14 protein-coding genes, 1 tRNA gene and 1 pseudogene are annotated in these 17,576 nt (G+C 70.7%); 5 read left to right on the forward strand and 11 right to left on the reverse strand.

Annotation, left to right across the window (positions count from 1 at the left end):
* A pseudogene (locus VGD85_RS12180) lies at positions 1 to 800 on the forward strand (HNH endonuclease); the annotation flags it as partial.
* A gap of 72 nt (positions 801 to 872) precedes the next feature.
* Here VGD85_RS12180 and VGD85_RS12185 read toward each other — a convergent pair.
* Positions 873 to 1,607 carry a DsbA family protein gene (locus VGD85_RS12185; protein ID WP_331063712.1) on the reverse strand — a complete coding sequence of 245 codons (735 nt, stop codon included), beginning with the start codon at positions 1,605 to 1,607 and terminating at the stop codon, positions 873 to 875.
* On the reverse strand, positions 1,607 to 2,092 hold the full coding sequence (locus VGD85_RS12190; RefSeq protein ID WP_331063713.1) for a MauE/DoxX family redox-associated membrane protein: 486 nt from the start codon (positions 2,090 to 2,092) through the stop codon (positions 1,607 to 1,609). The genes VGD85_RS12185 and VGD85_RS12190 overlap by 1 nt, the downstream gene beginning before the upstream one ends.
* Before the next feature lie 73 nt (positions 2,093 to 2,165).
* On the opposite strand from VGD85_RS12190, the gene orn reads away from it, so the two are divergent.
* Both orn and VGD85_RS12200 read left to right on the forward strand, forming a co-directional pair.
* Positions 2,166 to 2,846, forward strand: coding sequence for an oligoribonuclease (gene orn, locus VGD85_RS12195; RefSeq protein ID WP_331063714.1), 681 nt, complete (start codon positions 2,166 to 2,168; stop codon positions 2,844 to 2,846).
* Between the two features lie 48 nt (positions 2,847 to 2,894).
* Positions 2,895 to 2,970, forward strand: a tRNA-His gene (locus VGD85_RS12200).
* 66 nt (positions 2,971 to 3,036) lie between these two features.
* Here VGD85_RS12200 and VGD85_RS12205 read toward each other — a convergent pair.
* From VGD85_RS12205 to VGD85_RS12235, 7 genes are all read right to left on the reverse strand, one after another.
* The gene (locus tag VGD85_RS12205) at positions 3,037 to 4,068 is read right to left on the reverse strand and encodes a hypothetical protein (protein ID WP_331063715.1); all 1,032 of its coding nucleotides are present in this window, start codon (positions 4,066 to 4,068) and stop codon (positions 3,037 to 3,039) included.
* A gap of 76 nt (positions 4,069 to 4,144) precedes the next feature.
* On the reverse strand, positions 4,145 to 4,603 hold the full coding sequence (locus tag VGD85_RS12210) for a hemerythrin domain-containing protein (RefSeq protein WP_331063716.1): 459 nt from the start codon (positions 4,601 to 4,603) through the stop codon (positions 4,145 to 4,147).
* Complete coding sequence (narI, locus tag VGD85_RS12215; RefSeq protein ID WP_331063717.1) at positions 4,596 to 5,324, reverse strand: respiratory nitrate reductase subunit gamma; 729 nt, start codon at positions 5,322 to 5,324, stop codon at positions 4,596 to 4,598. The genes VGD85_RS12210 and narI overlap by 8 nt, the downstream gene beginning before the upstream one ends.
* Before the next feature lies 1 nt (position 5,325).
* Positions 5,326 to 6,072 carry a nitrate reductase molybdenum cofactor assembly chaperone gene (gene narJ / locus VGD85_RS12220; protein WP_331063718.1) on the reverse strand — a complete coding sequence of 249 codons (747 nt, stop codon included), beginning with the start codon at positions 6,070 to 6,072 and terminating at the stop codon, positions 5,326 to 5,328.
* On the reverse strand, positions 6,072 to 7,829 hold the full coding sequence (gene narH / locus VGD85_RS12225) for a nitrate reductase subunit beta (RefSeq protein ID WP_331063719.1): 1,758 nt from the start codon (positions 7,827 to 7,829) through the stop codon (positions 6,072 to 6,074). Before narH ends, narJ begins: the two co-directional genes overlap by 1 nt.
* Before the next feature lie 2 nt (positions 7,830 to 7,831).
* The gene (locus tag VGD85_RS12230) at positions 7,832 to 11,554 is read right to left on the reverse strand and encodes a nitrate reductase subunit alpha (protein ID WP_331063761.1); all 3,723 of its coding nucleotides are present in this window, start codon (positions 11,552 to 11,554) and stop codon (positions 7,832 to 7,834) included.
* Positions 11,555 to 11,556: 2 nt separating this feature from the next.
* A complete protein-coding gene (locus VGD85_RS12235) occupies positions 11,557 to 12,777 on the reverse strand; it encodes an MFS transporter (RefSeq protein WP_331063720.1) in 1,221 nt (406 codons plus the stop codon).
* Between the two features lie 153 nt (positions 12,778 to 12,930).
* Here VGD85_RS12235 and VGD85_RS12240 point away from each other — a divergent pair, with 153 nt between their 5' ends.
* On the forward strand, positions 12,931 to 13,608 hold the full coding sequence (locus tag VGD85_RS12240) for a helix-turn-helix transcriptional regulator (RefSeq protein WP_331063721.1): 678 nt from the start codon (positions 12,931 to 12,933) through the stop codon (positions 13,606 to 13,608).
* A gap of 40 nt (positions 13,609 to 13,648) precedes the next feature.
* Positions 13,649 to 14,518: a GNAT family N-acetyltransferase gene (locus VGD85_RS12245; RefSeq protein WP_331063722.1), complete on the forward strand. Its 870-nt coding sequence runs from the start codon at positions 13,649 to 13,651 to the stop codon at positions 14,516 to 14,518.
* 12 nt (positions 14,519 to 14,530) lie between these two features.
* Here the strand turns inward: VGD85_RS12245 and VGD85_RS12250 are convergent, their stop codons facing one another.
* On the reverse strand, positions 14,531 to 15,478 hold the full coding sequence (locus VGD85_RS12250; protein ID WP_331063723.1) for a pirin family protein: 948 nt from the start codon (positions 15,476 to 15,478) through the stop codon (positions 14,531 to 14,533).
* Positions 15,479 to 15,553: 75 nt separating this feature from the next.
* Positions 15,554 to 17,575 (reverse strand): ATP-binding protein, encoded by a 2,022-nt coding sequence (locus VGD85_RS12255; protein WP_331063724.1) that lies wholly within the window; start codon positions 17,573 to 17,575, stop codon positions 15,554 to 15,556.
* Position 17,576: the final 1 nt, after the last annotated feature.

Below are 17,576 nucleotides of genomic sequence, written 5' to 3' on the forward strand. Positions count from 1 at the left end.
TCGCCCCCGTCGCGCACCGGCTCACCTGGGCGCAGCTGGACCGCACCGTGGAGGCCGCCCGCGCTACGTTCGACCCGGTCGAGGCCGAGCACCGCCGGCTCCGGGCCGCGGAGAGCCGGTTCTTCGACGTCGACACCCACAACCCCTCCCTGGAGGGCACCACCACCGTGCGGGGCGAGCTGGATCTGGCCGACGCCCTCGACCTCGACCACGCGATCACCACCGGTGCTCAGCAGTTGGCGGACCTGGGCTGTGCTGAGACGTTGGACGTGCGTCGGGCGATGGCCGCCGGGGCGCTGGCCCGCGGCGACCTCATGCTCCCCGTGCAGAGTGGCGCAGAGCCGAAGCCGGCCCCGAAGCCCAGGCAGCTCGTGATCTACACCCACCTCTCCGAGGAAGCCCTGGCCGGGGTGGAGAACACCCGCTCCCACGTGCTCGTCGGCCAGGTCGAGGGCTGGTGCGCGTCCGCCACCGGCCCCGTCAGCCTCCGCCCCGTCGTCGACCTGGGCGAGCACCTCGAGGTGCCCGGCTACACGCCCTCACCCCGCCTGCGCGAACAGGTGATCCTCACCCATCCGACCTGTGTGTTCCCGGGCTGCACCCGACCATCGCGGTCCTGCGACCTCGACCACGTCATCCCGTGGGACCAGGGCGGCCCGACCTGTTCGTGCAATCTCGTGCCGGCCTGCAGATTCCATCATCGCTTGAAAACGCACGGCGGCTGGCGCCTCGAACGGACCGGGCACCGGCTCTTCACCTGGACCAGCCCCCACGGCCGCACCTACGCCCGACATACCTGAGGTCCCCACCCCGTCGGCCACGGCCGGCGGGGCCACACCCATGCCCGGACCCGGTCAGCACGCCGGCGGGTGTCACTCCAGCTTGTCGACCAGGTTCGAGGCGAGGTCGTCCATGGTCCGGCCATCGGTGAACACCTTGCCGTCGAGGAGGACGGTGGGGGTGCCGTCGAGGCCGGTGGCCAGCGCCGCCTTAGTCGCCGCGGAGACCCAGTCCGTGCCGCTGCCGTCCTCGAGGCCGCGGCGTACCTTCGCCTCGTCGGCGCCCGCCTCGACAGCGAGGGCGACGAGGTCGTCGTCGGACGGGAACGGCCCGGACTCGCTCGGCTGGTTCTCGTACAGCAGGTCGTGCAGCTTCTTCGCGACCTCGGGCCCGGAGGTGTCGAGCACCACGCCGAAGACGGCGGTCGAGCGCTCGGAGTAGTCACTGATCCGGGCGAGCAGGTTGAACGGGCGGTACTCGACGCGCACCTTGCCGTCGGCGGCGAGCCGCGCCAGGTCGGTGCGGCTCGCTGCCTCGAGCTCACCGCAGTAGGGGCAGAGGAAGTCCTCGTAGATCACGACATCGTGGGGCGCGTCCGCCGGCCCCAGGGTGACGCCGTGCTCGCCCTGCCCGGCACCCGGGGCGTTCACGTCGCCGGAGGTGTCGAGCCCCCGGGAGAGGAAGAAGCCGCCGACGACGATCACCAGCAGCGCGGCGACCACGCCGCCGACCATGCGGTTGCGGCGCCGCCGCTCCCACTGCTCCTGCTGGCGCATGGCGGCGGCCGCGCGCTCGGCGCGGTCGACGGGACGGTTCTTCTTCGACATCACGATCCTTCGGGCTCGGGGGCACGGCCGCCGGCGCGACCGAACAGCGCGGCGTCCAGCGCCAGGCGGGTCGAGGGGAGCCAGGCGACGAACAAGGAAGCGAGCAGGAGTACGGCGTCGCGGGCGATCTCCCACGGGTACTTCGAGGCCGCATCGGCGTCATACCCGCCACCGCCGAAGCAGCCGCAGTCGATGCTGATGCCGCGCGCCCACACCGACGCGATACCGATGATGAACGCGATGAACAGCAGCGCGGAGACGACCGCCGACCCCCGGGTGAGGAGGCCGAGCACCAGGGTCGCGCCGACCACGATCTCGAGCACGGGCAGCAGCTGTCCCACGGGCTCTGCCAGGTTGCCGGGGAGCAGCTGGTAGGCGCGCACGGCCGCGACGCTCTCCGCGGGGTCGAGCACCTTGGCGGCCCCGGCCACGATCCACACGCAGCCCGTCACGAGGCGCGCGAGCAGGCCCACCCACTCCTTCACGTGCCCGACCCTAGGACCAGCCCCTGAGCGCCGGCTGAGAGGCTCGGTCGGCGGGACACACTAAGGTGTCTGCGTGAACGAACGTTTGGTCTGGATCGACTGCGAGATGACGGGCCTGGACCTGAGAGCCGACGCGCTGATCGAGGTCGCCGCCCTGGTCACCGACTTCGACCTCAACGTCCTCGGCGACGGCGTCGACCTGATCGTCAAGCCGCCGGCGGCCGCGCTGGAGCAGATGAACGAGTTCGTCCGCGACATGCACGAGAAGTCCGGGCTGCTGCGCGAGCTCGACTCCGGGATCCCGCTCGACGAGGCCGAGGAGCAGGTGCTGTCCTACATCCGGCAGTTCTGCCCCGACGGCAGCCGTCCACCGCTGGCCGGCAACACGGTCGCCACGGACCGGGCGTTCCTCGCGCGCGACATGCCGACCCTCGAGACGTTCCTGCACTACCGGATCGTCGACGTCTCCTCGATCAAGGAGCTCTCCCGCCGGTGGTACCCACGCGCCTACTTCCAGGCGCCGGCCAAGCGAGGCAACCACCGAGCACTCGCGGACATCCAGGAGAGCATCGAGGAGCTCCGCTACTACCGCGAGGCGGTCTTCGTGCCCTCCCCCGGCCCGGACAGCGACACGGCCCGGGCGATCGCGGTGCGCCACGGCGGGTCGCTCACCGGGCTCTCCGCGGCCGACGAGGCCACCGCCGCCCCGGCACCGGTCTCCACGCCCGAGGCGGATTCGGCGGATCAGCCGTAGTTCCCCTACACTTTCCGTCGGTCCCGGCAGTCTCGGGGATCGTCCATGGTGGGTGTAGCTCAGCTGGTAGAGCACCTGGTTGTGGTCCAGGTGGCCGCGGGTTCAAGTCCCGTCACTCACCCCATGAGAAGGCCCTCCGCCCTCGCGAGAAGCGAGGCCAGGGGGCCTTCTCCCTCGTGTACGCGTCTCGCTACCGAACCCGCGGTGGACGAGACAGCCGCACCACGTTCGAGAACAGCGGCGAGACTGCCGCGCCCTTGAATGCCTGCACGCGCCACTCCACCGCCCGGCCCGGTCGCACCGCCACGGTGTCCGGCTCGCCGACCTCCAGCCAGTCGCCACCCACCGTCGCGTCGCGTCGCCACCACCGCACGCCGGTGGCTCCCAGCGCCCCCGACCACGTCAATCCCGTGGCGAGGCCATGCCGCAGCACCGGTGAGAGCGCCGGCGCGCTCGGCGGTCCGTTCACGACGCGAGGAAACACCTCCGGCGCCGACCCCAAACCGACCTCGGCCAACGCCTCCGCGACCGACCGAGCGATCTTCACCTCGCCCGTCGCCGACGGATGCGCAATGTCGTAGGTGTCGACATCGAGCACGAACACCTCGGCGGCGTCGGCAACCACCACCCGCGAGCTGGTCGTGTCGAGCTCGGACGCAACCTGCTCGAGCAGCACGTTGTACGCCGGCACCTTCGAGATCCACGTCTGCGGCTGCTGCACCAGCACGACATCCGCCGCCGGGTTCACCGCCCGAACCTCACCGACCCACCGACGCGCATCACCAGCCACCGTCTCGGGGTCCAGCCCCAACCACGTCAAGTCGTTCAACCCCAGATCAACGACGACCACGTCCGCTCCGTAGTCCTCGACCAGCTCAGCGGGCGGCTGGTCGGGGAACGACCAAGACATCCCCCACCGGGCCGCATGATCCGTGTCGAACCGGGGATCGGCGTAGGCCATCGCGTTGACCGAGTCCACGGCCGGATCCAACACCCCGACGTTCGGGCCGACGAAGTCCACGTCCGCGCCACCGGGGCCGGTCAGGTTGTTCCACAAGCGGTATCGCCACGTCCAGTCGCCGACCGATCCGTTCGTCACGGAGTCACCGATGATCAGGATCCGCGTCGGGTCGGTCGCCTGGTCACCCGCAGGGGCAACACCCGCGGCAGGACCGGCGAGCCCTGTCAGTGCCGCCAGCGTCACCAGCGTCCGAGACAGCACGCGCCCATGATGCCCCGGTTCCCGCGAGTGGTGTGGGTCTTCGCGGTGATCGACGCTCGTCGCTGCTCAGCGCCGGTCAGCCGTGGGTGTGCGTCGGCTCCTGGTGGACGGCAGCGACGGTGTTCCAGCCCGACGCGCCGAGCGTGACGACCGCGACCGGGAAGATGCCGAGGTTCTCCTTGTCGATGTGCGTCGAGAGCTCGGCCAGGAGCTCGTCCACGCGCGTCTCGAGGTCGGCGTCATCCAGCCCGAGGTCGGAGAGCAGCTCGTCGAAGTCGGCGTGCTCGCCCTCCAGCTCGGCGACCGCGTCGCCGAAGTCGCCCTGGTCCTTCAGCGCCTGGAACAGGCCGCGCTCCTCGCGGTCGACGTGGTGGCCGAGGTCGTGGGCGAGCTGCGCGAGCAGCTGCCACGCGCCGCGTCGGTCCCCGGTCTCGAGGTGGCGCCGGATCTCGCCGCCGAGGTCGAGCAGCGCGAGGTGCTCGTCCATCAGCTGCGCGATCGGCTCGACCCCGCGGCACCCACAGTGCTCACACACGGGTGCGCTCCCAACCGCGCCGGGGGCTGTGGCTGCCGAGCTGGTCCTCCCGGCTGCGGTAGACGATGTAGGGCCGGGTGAGGTAGCCGACCGGTGCGCTGAACACGTGCACCAGCCGCGTGAACGGCCACAGCGCGAAGAGACCGAACGCCACCATCGCGTGCAGCTGGAAGCCGATCGGCGCGTCCGCCATCAGCGAGGCGTCGGGGGAGAACGCCAGGAACGAGCGGTACCAGACCGAGACGCCCTCGCGGTAGTTGTACTCACCGCCGATCGTCATGATCGACCCGGCGATCGTGTTCCACATGCCCAGCACGATCACGGCGGCGAGGAAGGCGTACATCACCTTGTCCATGACGGTGGTCGCGGAGAAGACCGGGCCGACGGTCCGGCGGCGATAGATCAGGATCACCATCCCGACCACCGCCATCACGCCGGCGATCATGCCGCCGGTGACCGCGACGACGTGGTAGGCCTCGTGGCTGATCCCGACCGCATCGGTCCACGACTGCGGCACCAGCAGGCCGATGATGTGGCCGCCGACCACCCCGAGCATGCCGAAGTGGAACAGCGGCGACCCCAGGCGCAATAGCTTGTCCTCATAGAGCTGCGAGGACCGCGTGGTCCACCCGAACTTGTCGTAGCGGTAGCGCCAGAAGTGCCCGACCACGAACGTCGCGAGGCACAGGTAGGGCACGATCACCCACAAGAAGGTGTCCATGTCAGGCTCCTCGTCCGGACGGGGTGGCGGAGGGCATGGCCGGCAGGCCCAGGTCGACCGGTGTCGGCCGGCCCGCCGGTCGGTAGGTGGGGTCGGTCAGGGCGGCGTCGAAGCCGGGGGCGCCGTACGGCGTCAGGCCGACCTCCTCGTCCGGCGGCCCCTCGGCGGCGAGCTTGGCCACCAGCTCGAGGTCATCGCCGCTGACCGGCGGCAGGCCGGCGCAGACCGCGGTGACGACGTCGGCGTACGGCGAGCCGAGGTCGGTGAGCGAGAGACGGAGCAGCTCCAGACCCGCGCGATGGTCGAGCAGGAGCCTGCGGCCCTCCTCGAGATCGGCGGTGGCGGCGAACTCCAGCACGACGGCGAGGTGGTCGGGCAGCTCCGTGTCCTCGAGCTCGAGGCCCGCGGCGAGGTAGGTCTGCTTGAACCTCAGCAGCGCCATCCCGCGCTTGCGGGTGTCGCCGTGCAGGAAGTAGGTGAGGAACAGCGTGCAGCGGCGCCGCGTGTCGAAGGTCTCGACGTACTCGGCCTGGAGGTCGCCGAGCGGGGTGCCGCGGCGATGCTCCAGGAATCGGGCGAGCGGCGACCGGACGACCTCGGGCAGTGCGGCGATCGCCTTGGCGACGACGTCGAGCGGCTGGGACTCGTCGGGGTAGTCGATCAGCAAGGAGGCGACCTGCCAGGTGGCGCGGACCGCGGCGTCGTCCAGCGCGGTCGTCGAGCGACGGCTGCGCAGCAGCGGGGCCATCAGCCCTTCCCCCGTCCCGAGTCCTCCCCCGGCCGGTCGCCCGGCGGGTGGGAGCCCTGGCCGCCGGTGCCGCCGGTCAGCCCCGCGTCGGGCACGTCGGGCTGCGCGTCGGGACGAGGCGGGAACAGGCCGGTGGGCACGCCCTTGCCGTCCCAGTTGAGCAGGTTCACCCGCGTCGACTTGTCCTCAGGCGCCGCGAGCGTGTCCGACGTCTGCCGATCCTTCAGCATCTGGAAGTTCTCCACCGCGACCGGCACCGGCCGGCCGGAGCCCTCGCCGAACGGTCCCGAACCGTACATGCCTGGGCCGCCCTCGAAGTCCAGCGAGCACTCGGTCGCCAGCTCCTCCAGCGAGTGGGCCTGCTCGGCGTGGGCCGGCGGGATCACGTAGCGCTCCTCGTACTTCGCGATGGCCAGCAGCCGGAACATGTCGTACATGGTCTCGCCGTCCATGCCGACCTTGGCGGGGATCGACTCGTCCGGGTCACGGCCGAGGTTGATGTCGCGCATGTAGGCGCGCATCGCGGCCAGCTTGCGCAGCACGCGGTCGACCGGAGCCGGGTCGCCCGCCGTGAAGAGGTTCGCGAGGTACCCGACCGGGATGCGCAGCGCCTCGATCGCCGCGAAGAGGTTGCCGTGGTCCTCGGCGTCGTGACCGGTGTCCTTGATGACGTCCACGACCGGCGAGAGCGGCGGGATGTACCAGACCATCGGCATCGTGCGGTACTCCGGGTGCAGCGGGAGCGCCACCTCGTACTTGTTGATCAAGGCCCACACCGGCGAGCGCTTCGCGGCCTCGACCCAGTCGTAGGGGATGCCGGCCGCCTCGGCGGCGCGCTGGACCTCGGGGTCCTCCGGGTCGAGGAAGCAGGCACGCTGCGCGTCGTACAGCGCGTGGTCGTCCTCGACGGAGGCCGCCTCGAGCACCTTGTCGGCGTCGTAGAGCACCAGGCCGATGTAGCGCAGCCGGCCCACGCAGGTCTCCGAGCACACCGTGGGGATGCCGACCTCGATCCGCGGGTAGCAGAACGTGCACTTCTCGGCCTTGCCCGTGCGGTGGTTGAAGTAGACCTTCTTGTACGGGCACCCGGAGACGCACATCCGCCAGCCGCGGCAGCGGTCCTGGTCGACGAGGACGATGCCGTCCTCGGCGCGCTTGTAGATCGCGCCGCTGGGACACGACGCCGCGCACGACGGGTTGAGGCAGTGCTCACAGATGCGTGGCAGGTAGAACATGAAGGTCTCTTCGAACTCCATCTTCACCTTGTCCTCGATGCCCTTGAGCATCACGTCGCGCGACGCGTGCTCGCGCGAGCCACCGAGGTCGTCGTCCCAGTTCGCGGACCACTCGATGTTCATGTCCTTGCCGCTGATCAGCGACTTGGGCCGCGCGACCGGGAAGTTGTCGGTCGCCGGGGAGTTCGTGAGGGTCTCGTAGTCGTAGGTCCAGGGCTCGTAGTAGTCCTCGATCGAGGGCAGCTTGGGGTTGGAGAAGATCGTGGCGAGCTTCTTCCAGCGGCCGCCGGCCTTGAGCGTCAGCCGGCCGCGCTTGTTGAGCACCCAGCCGCCCTGCCACTCCTCCTGGTCCTCGTAGGTCCGGGGATAGCCCAGCCCGGGGCGGGTCTCGACGTTGTTGAACCAGACGTACTCGGTGCCGGTGCGGTTGGTCCACGCCTGCTTGCAGGTGACCGAGCAGGTGTGACACCCGATGCACTTGTCCAGGTTCATCACCATGGCCATCTGAGCCATCACGCGCATGTCTAGTACTCCACCTTCGCGGTCCGCTTGCGGATGGTCGTGACCTCGTCGCGGTTGTTGCCGATCGGGCCGATGTAGTTGAAGAAGTACGCCAGCTGCGCGTACCCGCCGATGAAGTGGTTGGGCTTCATCAGGATGCGGGTCAGGCTGTTGTGGATGCCACCGCGCTTGCGGTCCCGCTCGGTGAGAGGGACGTCGATGAGCCGATCCTGGGCGTGGTGCATGAACACCGTGCCCTCGGGCATCCGGTGGCTGACGATCGCCCGGGCCGCCACGACGCCGTTGCGGTTGACCATCTCGATCCAGTCGTTGTCCCGGACGCCGATCTTCTCGGCGTCGCGGTCCGACATCCACACCGACTGCCCGCCGCGAGAGAGCGAGAGCATGAACAGGTTGTCCTGGTACTCGGAGTGGATCGACCACTTGTTGTGGGGCGTCAGGTAGCGCACGGCCACGCCCAGCTCCCCCGTGGTCCCGATCTCGGGCTCTCCGAACAGCTGGGTCATGTTCAACGGCGGTCGGTAGACCGGCAGCATCTCGCCCATCCCGAGGAACCAGTCGTGGTCGACGTAGAACTGCTGGCGACCGGTCAGGGTGTGGAACGGCTTCTTGCGCTCGATGTTGATCGTGAACGGCGAGTAGCGGCGCCCGCCGGACTCCGAACCCGACCACTCCGGCGAGGTGATCACCGGCACCGGCTGGGCCTGGGTGTCCTTGAACGTGATCTGCTTGCCCTCGTGCTCGGCGGACAGGTCGGCGAGCTGCTGACCCGTGCGCTTCTCGAGGAACCGGAACCCCTGCGTGGCGAGGTGCCCGTTGGACACGCCCGCCAGATGCAGCATCGCGTCGGCCATGTGCACGTCGGTCTCGAGCTTGGGCTGCCCGTCGCCGGCGCCGCCACGGGCGACGCCGTTGCGCTTGCGCAGGATCTCGACCTCGCGCTTCACGTCGTAGGCGACACCCTTGGTGAGCATGCCGACGTTCTCCATCAGCGGCCCGATCGAGGTCATCTTGTCGTAGACGGCCGTGTAGTCACGCTCGGCGACCGCGATGACCGGCATCGTCTTGCCGGGGATCGGGTCGACCTCGCCGGTGCGCCAGTCCTTCACGACACCGTGCTCGGAGGCCATCGCCTCGGGCGTGTCGTGCCACAGGGGCTTGGCGACGACGTCCTTGCGGGTGCCGAGGTGGTCGACGGCGAGCTCGGAGAAGCGCTTCGCGATCGTCTTCCAGGCATCCCAGTCCGACCGGGTCTGCCACGGCGGCGCGATCGCCGGATTGAACGAGTGCACGAACGGGTGCATGTCGGTCGTCGACAGGTCGTGCTTCTCGTACCAGGTCGCCGCCGGCAGCACGACGTCGCTGAAGATCGTGCTGCTGGTCATCCGGAAGTCGATGGTCATCAGCAGGTCGAGCTTGCCCTCGGCGGCCTGGTCGGCCCAGTGGATGCTGCTCGGCCGCTGGTCGGGCGCCGCCTCCTGCGCGGTCGCGGCGCTGTCGGTGCCGAGCAGGTGGCGCAGGAAGTACTCGTTGCCCTTCGCGGAGCTGCCGAGCAGGTTGGAGCGCCACAGCGAGAGCACCCGCGGGTGGTTCTCCTCCGCCTCCGGGTCCTCGATCGCGAACTTCAGGCGCCCCTCCTTGAGCTCCTGCGCGACGTACGCCGGCACCTCCATCCCCGCGCTCGCCGCGTCGTCGGCCAGCTGCAGCGAGCTGCGGTCGAACGTCGGGTAGCTGGGGCTCCACCCCAGGCGTGCCGACTGGCTCAGGAGGTCCATCACCGACTTGCCGGCGAAAACGCCGGTGCCGGCGTCGAGGTCGTCGGCGGAGAACGTGTCGTAGCGGTACTGCGAGGTGTTGACGTACCAGTACGACGTCTGGTTCATGTGCCGCGGCGGCCGGTGCCAGTCGAGGGCGAACGCCATGTGCTGGAAGCCCATGATCGGCCGGATCTTCTCCTGGCCGACGTAGTGCGCCCACCCGCCGCCGTTGCGGCCCTGGGTGCCGGTGATCGTCGTGAGCAGCAGGATCGCCCGGTAGATCTGGTCGGAGTGGAACCAGTGGTTGACGCCGGCGCCGAGCAGGATCATGCCGCGGCCCTCGGTGTCGATCGCGTTCTGCGCCCACTCCCGCGCCAGGCGGGTCACCTGGGCGGCCGGGACACCGGTGTGCTGCTCCTGCCAGGCCGGCGTGGCGGGCACGGACGGGTCGTCGTACGACGCCGGCCAGACGCCGGGCAGCCCGTCGCGGTGCACGCCGTACTGGGCGAGCAGCAGGTCGAGCACCGTCGTGACGAGCCGGTCACCCACCCGCGCCACCGGGACGCCGCGCCGCTCGTGCGCGACCTTCCCGTCGGCGCCGTCGAAGCGCGGCAGCTCGACCACGACGCTCTCGCTGACGCCGCCCTCCGCGGTCGGGTACATCGTCAGGGCGGGGTCGATGTCACCGAGGTCGAGGTTCCACTGCCCCATGCCCTCCTCGCCGAAACGATGGCCGATCGAGCCCCGGGGGATGCGGACCTCACCGGTGGCTGCGTCGATGACCGCGGGCTTCCACATCTGGTTCTCGCTGCCACCCTCGGAGTGGCCGATGTCGCCGGCCACGAGGTACTTGCCCGGACGGTAGGTCGCCTCCCCCTCCGCACCGTCCCCGCCGCTCGGCTCGAGCGTCACGAGGTAGGGCAGGTCGGTGTACTGCTTGTTGTAGTCGGCGAAGAACTGCGGCAGGGAGCCGGTGAAGTACTCCTTGAGGATGACGTGGCCCAGGCCCATCGCCAGGGCGCCGTCGGTGCCGGGCGCGGGGTTGACCCACTCGTCGGCGAACTTCACGTTCTCGGCGTAGTCGGGGGCGACCGCGACGACCTTCTGCCCGCGGTAGCGCGCCTCGGTCATCCAGTGCGCGTCGGGGGTGCGGGTCACCGGGACGTTGCTGCCCCACATGAACAGGTAGCCGGCGTCCCACCAGTCGCCGGACTCGGGGACGTCGGTCTGGTCGCCGAACATCTGCGGCGAGGCATTGGGCAGGTCGGCGTACCAGTCGTAGAACGAGAGCATCGGGGCGCCGATGAGCTCGAGGAAGCGGGCTCCGGAGGTGTAGGAGACCGGTGACATGGCCGGGATCGGCGAGAACCCGGCGATCCGGTCGGGGCCCCAGCGCTTGACGGTGTAGACGTGCGCGGCCGCGACGATCTCCGCCGCCTCGTCCCAGGTGGCGCGCACGAGTCCGCCCTTGCCGCGGGCGGACTTGTAGCGCCGCGCCTTGTCGGGGTCCTGCACGATCGAGGACCACGCCACCACCGGGTCGCCGTACTGCCGCTTGGCCTCGCGGAACATCTCGAGCAGCACGCCGCGGATGTAGGGGTAGCGCACGCGGGTCGGCGAGTAGGTGTACCAGGAGAACGCGGCGCCGCGTGGGCACCCGCGCGGCTCGTACTCGGGCTTGTCCGGACCCGCCGACGGGTAGTCGGTCTGCTGGGTCTCCCAGGTGATGATCCCGTCCTTGACGTAGACCTTCCACGAGCACGATCCGGTGCAGTTGACGCCGTGGGTGGAGCGCACGACCTTGTCATGGCTCCACCGGTCCCGGTAGAAGTCGTCGGCCTGGCGGCCGCCGGTCTTCGTCAGGGTGCGCAGATCGTCCGAGACTGTCCCCCGGGTGAAGTAGCGCCGACTTCGCACGAGTGCGTCGCTGAGTGCTCCGTCGAGTCCGGGTTGGGAGGTGCCCTCGATCGTCACGCAGGAATCCTCTCGCTGTTGTGGGCGGCCGCGGTCCGGCGGACCACGGTCAGGGTGAGCAGGAGCGTCAGGGCCGCCGTCACCGACAGCATCCACAGGCCGATCGCGTAGGAGTCCGTGCGGCCGTAGACGTAGCCCATCACCAGCGGCGGCGCGAACCCGCCGAGCCCGCCGGCGGCGCCGACCAGACCGGTCACGCCACCGACCCGCGAGGGCTCGGTGACCTTGGCGATCAGCGCGAACGTCGCACCGCTGCCCGAGCCGAGCGCGGCAGCCATCGCGAGGAACACGACCGTGCCGAGGCCGTGCAGCGGCGGGGTGCCGGCGGCGATGCCGGCGCAGACCACGACGACGCCGTAGCCGGCGGCCAGCACGGGGATCGCGCCGAACCGGTCGGAGAGCCAGCCCCCGATCGGGCGCATCAGCACGGCGATGACCACGAAGCCGGCCATCCGGTTGGAGGCGTCGGCCGGGGTGAGGCCGTGGGCGGTCTTGAGGTACGCCGGCAGGTAGACCGAGAACGCGACGTACCCGCCGAACGCGACGGCGTAGAGGATGCAGGCCTGCCAGGTGATCGACAGCTTGGAGTTGGCGGCCAGGCGCGAGGCCAGGGAGGTCGTCGGGACGGTGCGGCCCGGCGCGTCGCGCAGGATCACCCAGGCCGCCACCGCGTAGACCGCCAGCGCCCCAGCCGTGATCAGGAACGGCGCGGTGTCACCGACGTTCTTGTAGAGCTTGACCGTGGTCAGCGCGCTGATCGCGGTGCCGCCCATGCCGGCACCGAAGATGCCGACCGCGAGGCCCCGCTTCTCCGGCGGGAACCAGGCGTTGACGAACGGCACACCCACCGCGAACGCGGTGCCGGCGATGCCGAGGAAGAAGCCGCCGACCAGGATCAGCGCGTAGGAGTCGAGAGCGACGAAGGCCAGGAACAGGATCGGAACGATCGTGACCGCCGAGATCAGCGGGAACATCACGCGCCCGCCGTACTTGTCTGTCAGTGCGCCCACGATGATCCGGCCGAGCGAGCCGACGACGACCGGCACCGCCACCATCAGCGCGACGTCGGACTCGCTGAGCGTGCCGAGCCTGCCGTTGTCGCGGAAGAGCGGTCCGAGCGGGCTGATCAGGGCCCAGGCCCAGAAGTTCAGCGCGAACCCGAGCGTCGCCATCACGAGCATCGTCCACGGCCCTGCTGCGCGCCCTCGGTCTGCCACCTGGTCTCCCTCAGTCGCGGTCGCCCTCGGCCTCTCCGAGCTCGAATCCACGACAACCTTCTCCGAAATCCTTGGCCTTGCCAACTGAGGATCCTCCGAGTCACGTGGCTACCCGATGGTAGCCCTCCGGGGCGTTTTACTACACTGGACTCCGTGGAAAACAGGGGCAGTTGGTCCTCAGGTCCCGGCCCTCGTCCGGGCTCCGGACACCACCCCCTCTCCGCCTCCAGGCAGGCGATCCTCGACCACCTGCGCGACCAGCCGCAGCCACTGACGCTGGCCGCCCTGGCCCGGATCACGGGGCTGCACGCCAACACCGTCCGCGAGCACCTGGACGCGTTGGTACGCCGCGGCCTGGTCCGCCGGCTGACCGGCCGGCCGCGCGGCCGGGGCCGACCGGCGCACCTCTACGAGCACGTCGACGACGGGCACGGCGAGTACGCGCGGTTGGCGGTCGCGCTGACCGATGCCCTGACACTGAGCAGCACCGACCCGACGGCCCACGCGGCCACGGTCGGCGAGCAGTGGGGGCACGAGCTCGCCCGGGAGCGCCGGGTCCGTGCTTCGTCGGCGACGGAGGCCCGGACGGCGGTCGTCGGCCTGCTCGACGACCTCGGGTTCGCTCCCCAGCCGGGGTCCGGCGACGCCGAGGTGCTGCTCACGCGATGCCCGCTGCTCGCGGCGGCGCACCGATCGCCGGGGGTCGTCTGCGGCATCCACCTGGGGATCGTCCGCGGCGTGCTCGAAGAGCTCGGCGCCGACGCGGAGGGCAGCGCACTGGAGCCGTTCGCGGCCCCCGGCCACTGCCGCCTGGTGGTGCCCCCGGTCTGACGCCTCGACGCGAGGACCATTCACTGACTAGAGTCAGCGAATGGCCCTCGACCAGGATGCTCGCCACACGGAGACCCTGCGCCGCTTCAACCGCACCTACACCCAGCGCATCGGCGTGCTCGAGGAGTCGTTCCTCGGCACCGGCCGCCCGCTCGCGGTCTCCCGGCTGCTCTTCGAGGTCGGCCCAGACGGCGCCGGCGTCCGCGAGCTGCGCGAGCGCCTCGACCTCGACTCGGGCTACCTGACCCGGCTGCTGCGCCGGCTGACCGACGACGGGCTCGTCGAGCTCGTGGCCGACCCCGCCGACCGGCGCCGGCGTACCGCCCGGCTCACCGCGGCCGGGCTCGAGACCTGGCGCGACCTCGACCGCCGCTCCGACGACCTCGCCCGCACCCTCGTCGCGCCGCTGACCCCGCGGCAGCGCGACCGGCTCGCCGACGCGCTCGCCACCGCCGACCTGCTGGTGCGAGCGGCGACGATCACCGTGCGCGAGGTCCCCCCGGACGACCCGGTGGCCCGCGACGCGGCCGGGCGCTACTTCGCCGAGCTCGACCGGCGCTTCCCGCGCGGCTTCGAACCGGGCGCACCGGACCACGCGGGCACGTTCCTGGTGGCCACCAGCGCCGGCCGGCCGGTGGCGTACGGCGGGGTGCGAGGGCTGAGCGCCGACACCGGGGAGATCAAGCGGATGTGGGTCCACGACGACTGGCGCGGGGCTGGACTCGGGTCTCGGATGCTGCGCGAGCTCGAGGCGCTGGCCCGGCGGCTGGGACACCGACGGGTCGTGCTCGACACCAACCGCACGCTCACCGAGGCGGTCGCGCTGTACGCCCGGGCCGGCTACACGGAGATCGACCGTTACAACGACAACCCCTACGCCGAGGCGTGGTTCGAGAAGGCGCTGGCGTAGCTCAACCGATGCTCAGGCCGGGATGTGCCCGAACCGACCGGACTGGAAGTCCTCGTAGGCCTGCATGACCTCGGACTTGGTGTTCATCACGAACGGACCGGCCCAGGCCAGGGGCTCGCGGATCGGCTGCCCGCCGACCACGATCACGTCGAGCTTCGGCGACCGGCTCTCCTGGCGCGCGGCCGCGGCGATCGTGAGGTAGTCGCCGGCGCCGAGCACCGCGGCCTGGCCGGTGTGGATCGGCCGGGCATCGGTGCCGACCGTGCCGGACCCATTGAGCACGTAGACCAAGGCGTTGAAGTCGACGTTCCACGGCAGCTCGAGGCGGGCGCCCGGCTCGATCGTGGCGTGCACGAGCGACATCGGGGTGTACGTCGCGCCGGGGCCGGCGTGACCGGCCACGGTGCCGGCGATGACGCGGACCAACGCACCGGCGTCGGCGCTCGTCAGCAGCTGGACGGACCCGGAACGGATGTCCTGGTAGCGCGGATCGTTCATCTTCGCGTCGCGCGGCAGGTTCACCCAGAGCTGGATGCCGTGGAACAGGCCACCCTGCTGGACCAGCCACTCCGGCGGGGCCTCGATGTGCAGCAGCCCCGAGCCGGCGGTCATCCACTGGGTGTCGCCGTTGGTGATCGTGCCACCACCACCGTGGCTGTCCTGGTGGTCGAAGACGCCGTCGATGATGTAGGTGACGGTCTCGAAGCCCCGGTGCGGGTGCCAGGGCGTCCCCTTGGGCTCGCCGGGCGCGTACTCCACCTCGCCCATCTGGTCCATCATGATGAACGGGTCGAGGTGCTGCAGGTCGATGCCCGCGAACGCACGGCGCACCGGGAAGCCCTCACCCTCGTAGCCCTGGGGCGCGGTGCTGACCTGCCACACGGGACGCGGCTGATCGCCCAGCCCGGGAACGGGCAGCCGGGGCAGGACGGTGAGGTCGTCGACGGTCACGGCGGGCATCGGGCGGCTCCTGGCTGGGCGCGGGCGGGGGCACCCGGCTCAACGGTCGTTGAAAGTTGGATATTCCGCCGGCCGTCAGGGTGCCGTCAAGGCCGGCAGGTGCACCCGGAAGGTCGTGCCCTCCCCCGGCGCGGACTCGACGGTCATGGTGCCGCCGTGCTTCTCGACGATCGCATGCGCGATCGAGAGCCCCAGGCCACTGCCGGGGATCGCCTGCTCCTGGGCGAGCGTGGAGCGGAAGAACCTCGTGAACAGTCGCTCCTGCTCCTGGTGGGGGATGCCGATGCCGGTGTCGCTCACCTCGATCAACGAGCCGTCGGGGCCGTGCCGCAGGACCACCCGCACCCGGCCATGCTCCGGGGTGAACTTCACGGCGTTGCCGACCAGGTTGATGACGACCCGCTCGAGCATGTCGCGGTCGCCGAGGAACGGGATCGGCTCGTCGGGGAGGTCGACGGTGAGCTCGAGCGACCGCCGCTCCAGCGTCGGCGCCACGACCCCGGCACCGGCCGCCACCAGGGTGCGCAGGTCGAAGACCCGGTCGACGAAGCCGATCGCGCCCTCCTGCACGCGCGAGAGCGTCAGCAGGTCGTCGATGAGCGAGAGCAGCCGGGTGCTGTTGGCGGCGACCCGGCGTACGGCGTTGAGCTGCTCGATCCGCAGGTCGCCGTACACGCCGTCCTCGAGCAGCTCGATGTAGCCGAGGATGCTCGTGATCGGGGTGCGCAGCTCATGGCTGACGCTGGACACGAAGGCGTCCTTGACCTGGTCGACCTCGCGCAGCCGCTCGACCGCCTGCCGCTCGGCCTCGAGCGACTCCTCGAGACGGCGCTGGGCCTCGACCCGCTCGGTGATGTCCTCGGAGGTGCTCACGTAGCCGAGCACCTGTCCGCGGTCGTCCTCGATGCGGTTGAGCGACATCGAGTGGCTGCGTTCCTCGCCGTCCTTGCGCACGAAGCGCATGTCGGTGGCGCCCTTGCCGATCACCGCCGCCGCCACCGCGGTGAAGTCGTCGGCCACCCCCAGCTCGGCGGCCTTCTCCGAGATCGCCTCGGCGGAGTGGAACTGCCGGGTCAGCTGGCCGAGCACCTCCTCGGCCCGGTATCCCAGCAGCCGTTCCGCGCCGGGATTGAACAGCGTGATCCGGCCCAGCTCGTCGGTGCCGATGATCGCGACGCCGGCGGCGCCGTTGACGATGTTCTGCACCCGGTCCCGCTCGGCGGCGGTCTGGCGGGCGTGCTCGAGCTGCTCGCCCACCGTCAGCACCAGCGGGATCACCACGAGCGCGCAGACCGTGCTGTACGTCGCGAGCAGGACGCCCTGGCCCTCGACGGAGATCCCGTGGCGGCCCCCGGCGTTGGCGAACGGCCCGTGACCCCAGGTCGTCAGCACGATCGCGAACCCCAGCACGGCCAGCAGCTGGGCCACCGCCTCGTAGGGGCTGCTGCGCATCCCGCCCCACACGAGCACCGGGATCACGAGGAACACCATCGAGGGGGAGTCCTGCGGCACGAAGACGACCGGGGTGATCGTGAGGATCAGGACCCACTGGGCCAGCCGCTCCCCGGGCCGCGCGACCGGGGCGTGGTTGCGCAGCCGGCAGAACAGCGGCACCACCGTCAGCTGCGCACCCAGGTGTGACGTGCCGACCGCCAGCGCGAGCATCCAGGGGTCGCCCCAACCGGTCACGAGACTGGTCAGCCCGGTGACCCCGGCGACCGACACCGCGCCCGCGAACCCGCTGCCGAGCCACCGCGCCAGGTCCGAGCTCGTGCGCAGCATCGGGCGCTCGCGCCTGCCCTGCGCGACGACTCGCCACGTCACCCAGACGCCCAGCGCGATCCCGGCGCCGAGCCCCACGGCGACGTCGAGGTCCCGGCCCCCGACCCAGATGCTGAGCGCCGCCAGCACTCCGATGACCCCCACGAGCACCGGGGTGCGTGGGCGCGGCGCCACGAGCAGACACGCCGTACCGAGCCCGGCCGGCCAGATGCCGACCGCGTGCCCACCGTCGGGCGCACCGCGGACCGCGGTGACGCCGATCAGCGTCATCAGCGTGAGCAGGGCGACGACGCGCGCATGCCCCGACCTCGCCACT

Origin of the sequence: Nocardioides sp., from assembly GCF_036401255.1 — a bacterium.
Lineage (GTDB): Bacteria > Actinomycetota > Actinomycetes > Propionibacteriales > Nocardioidaceae > Nocardioides.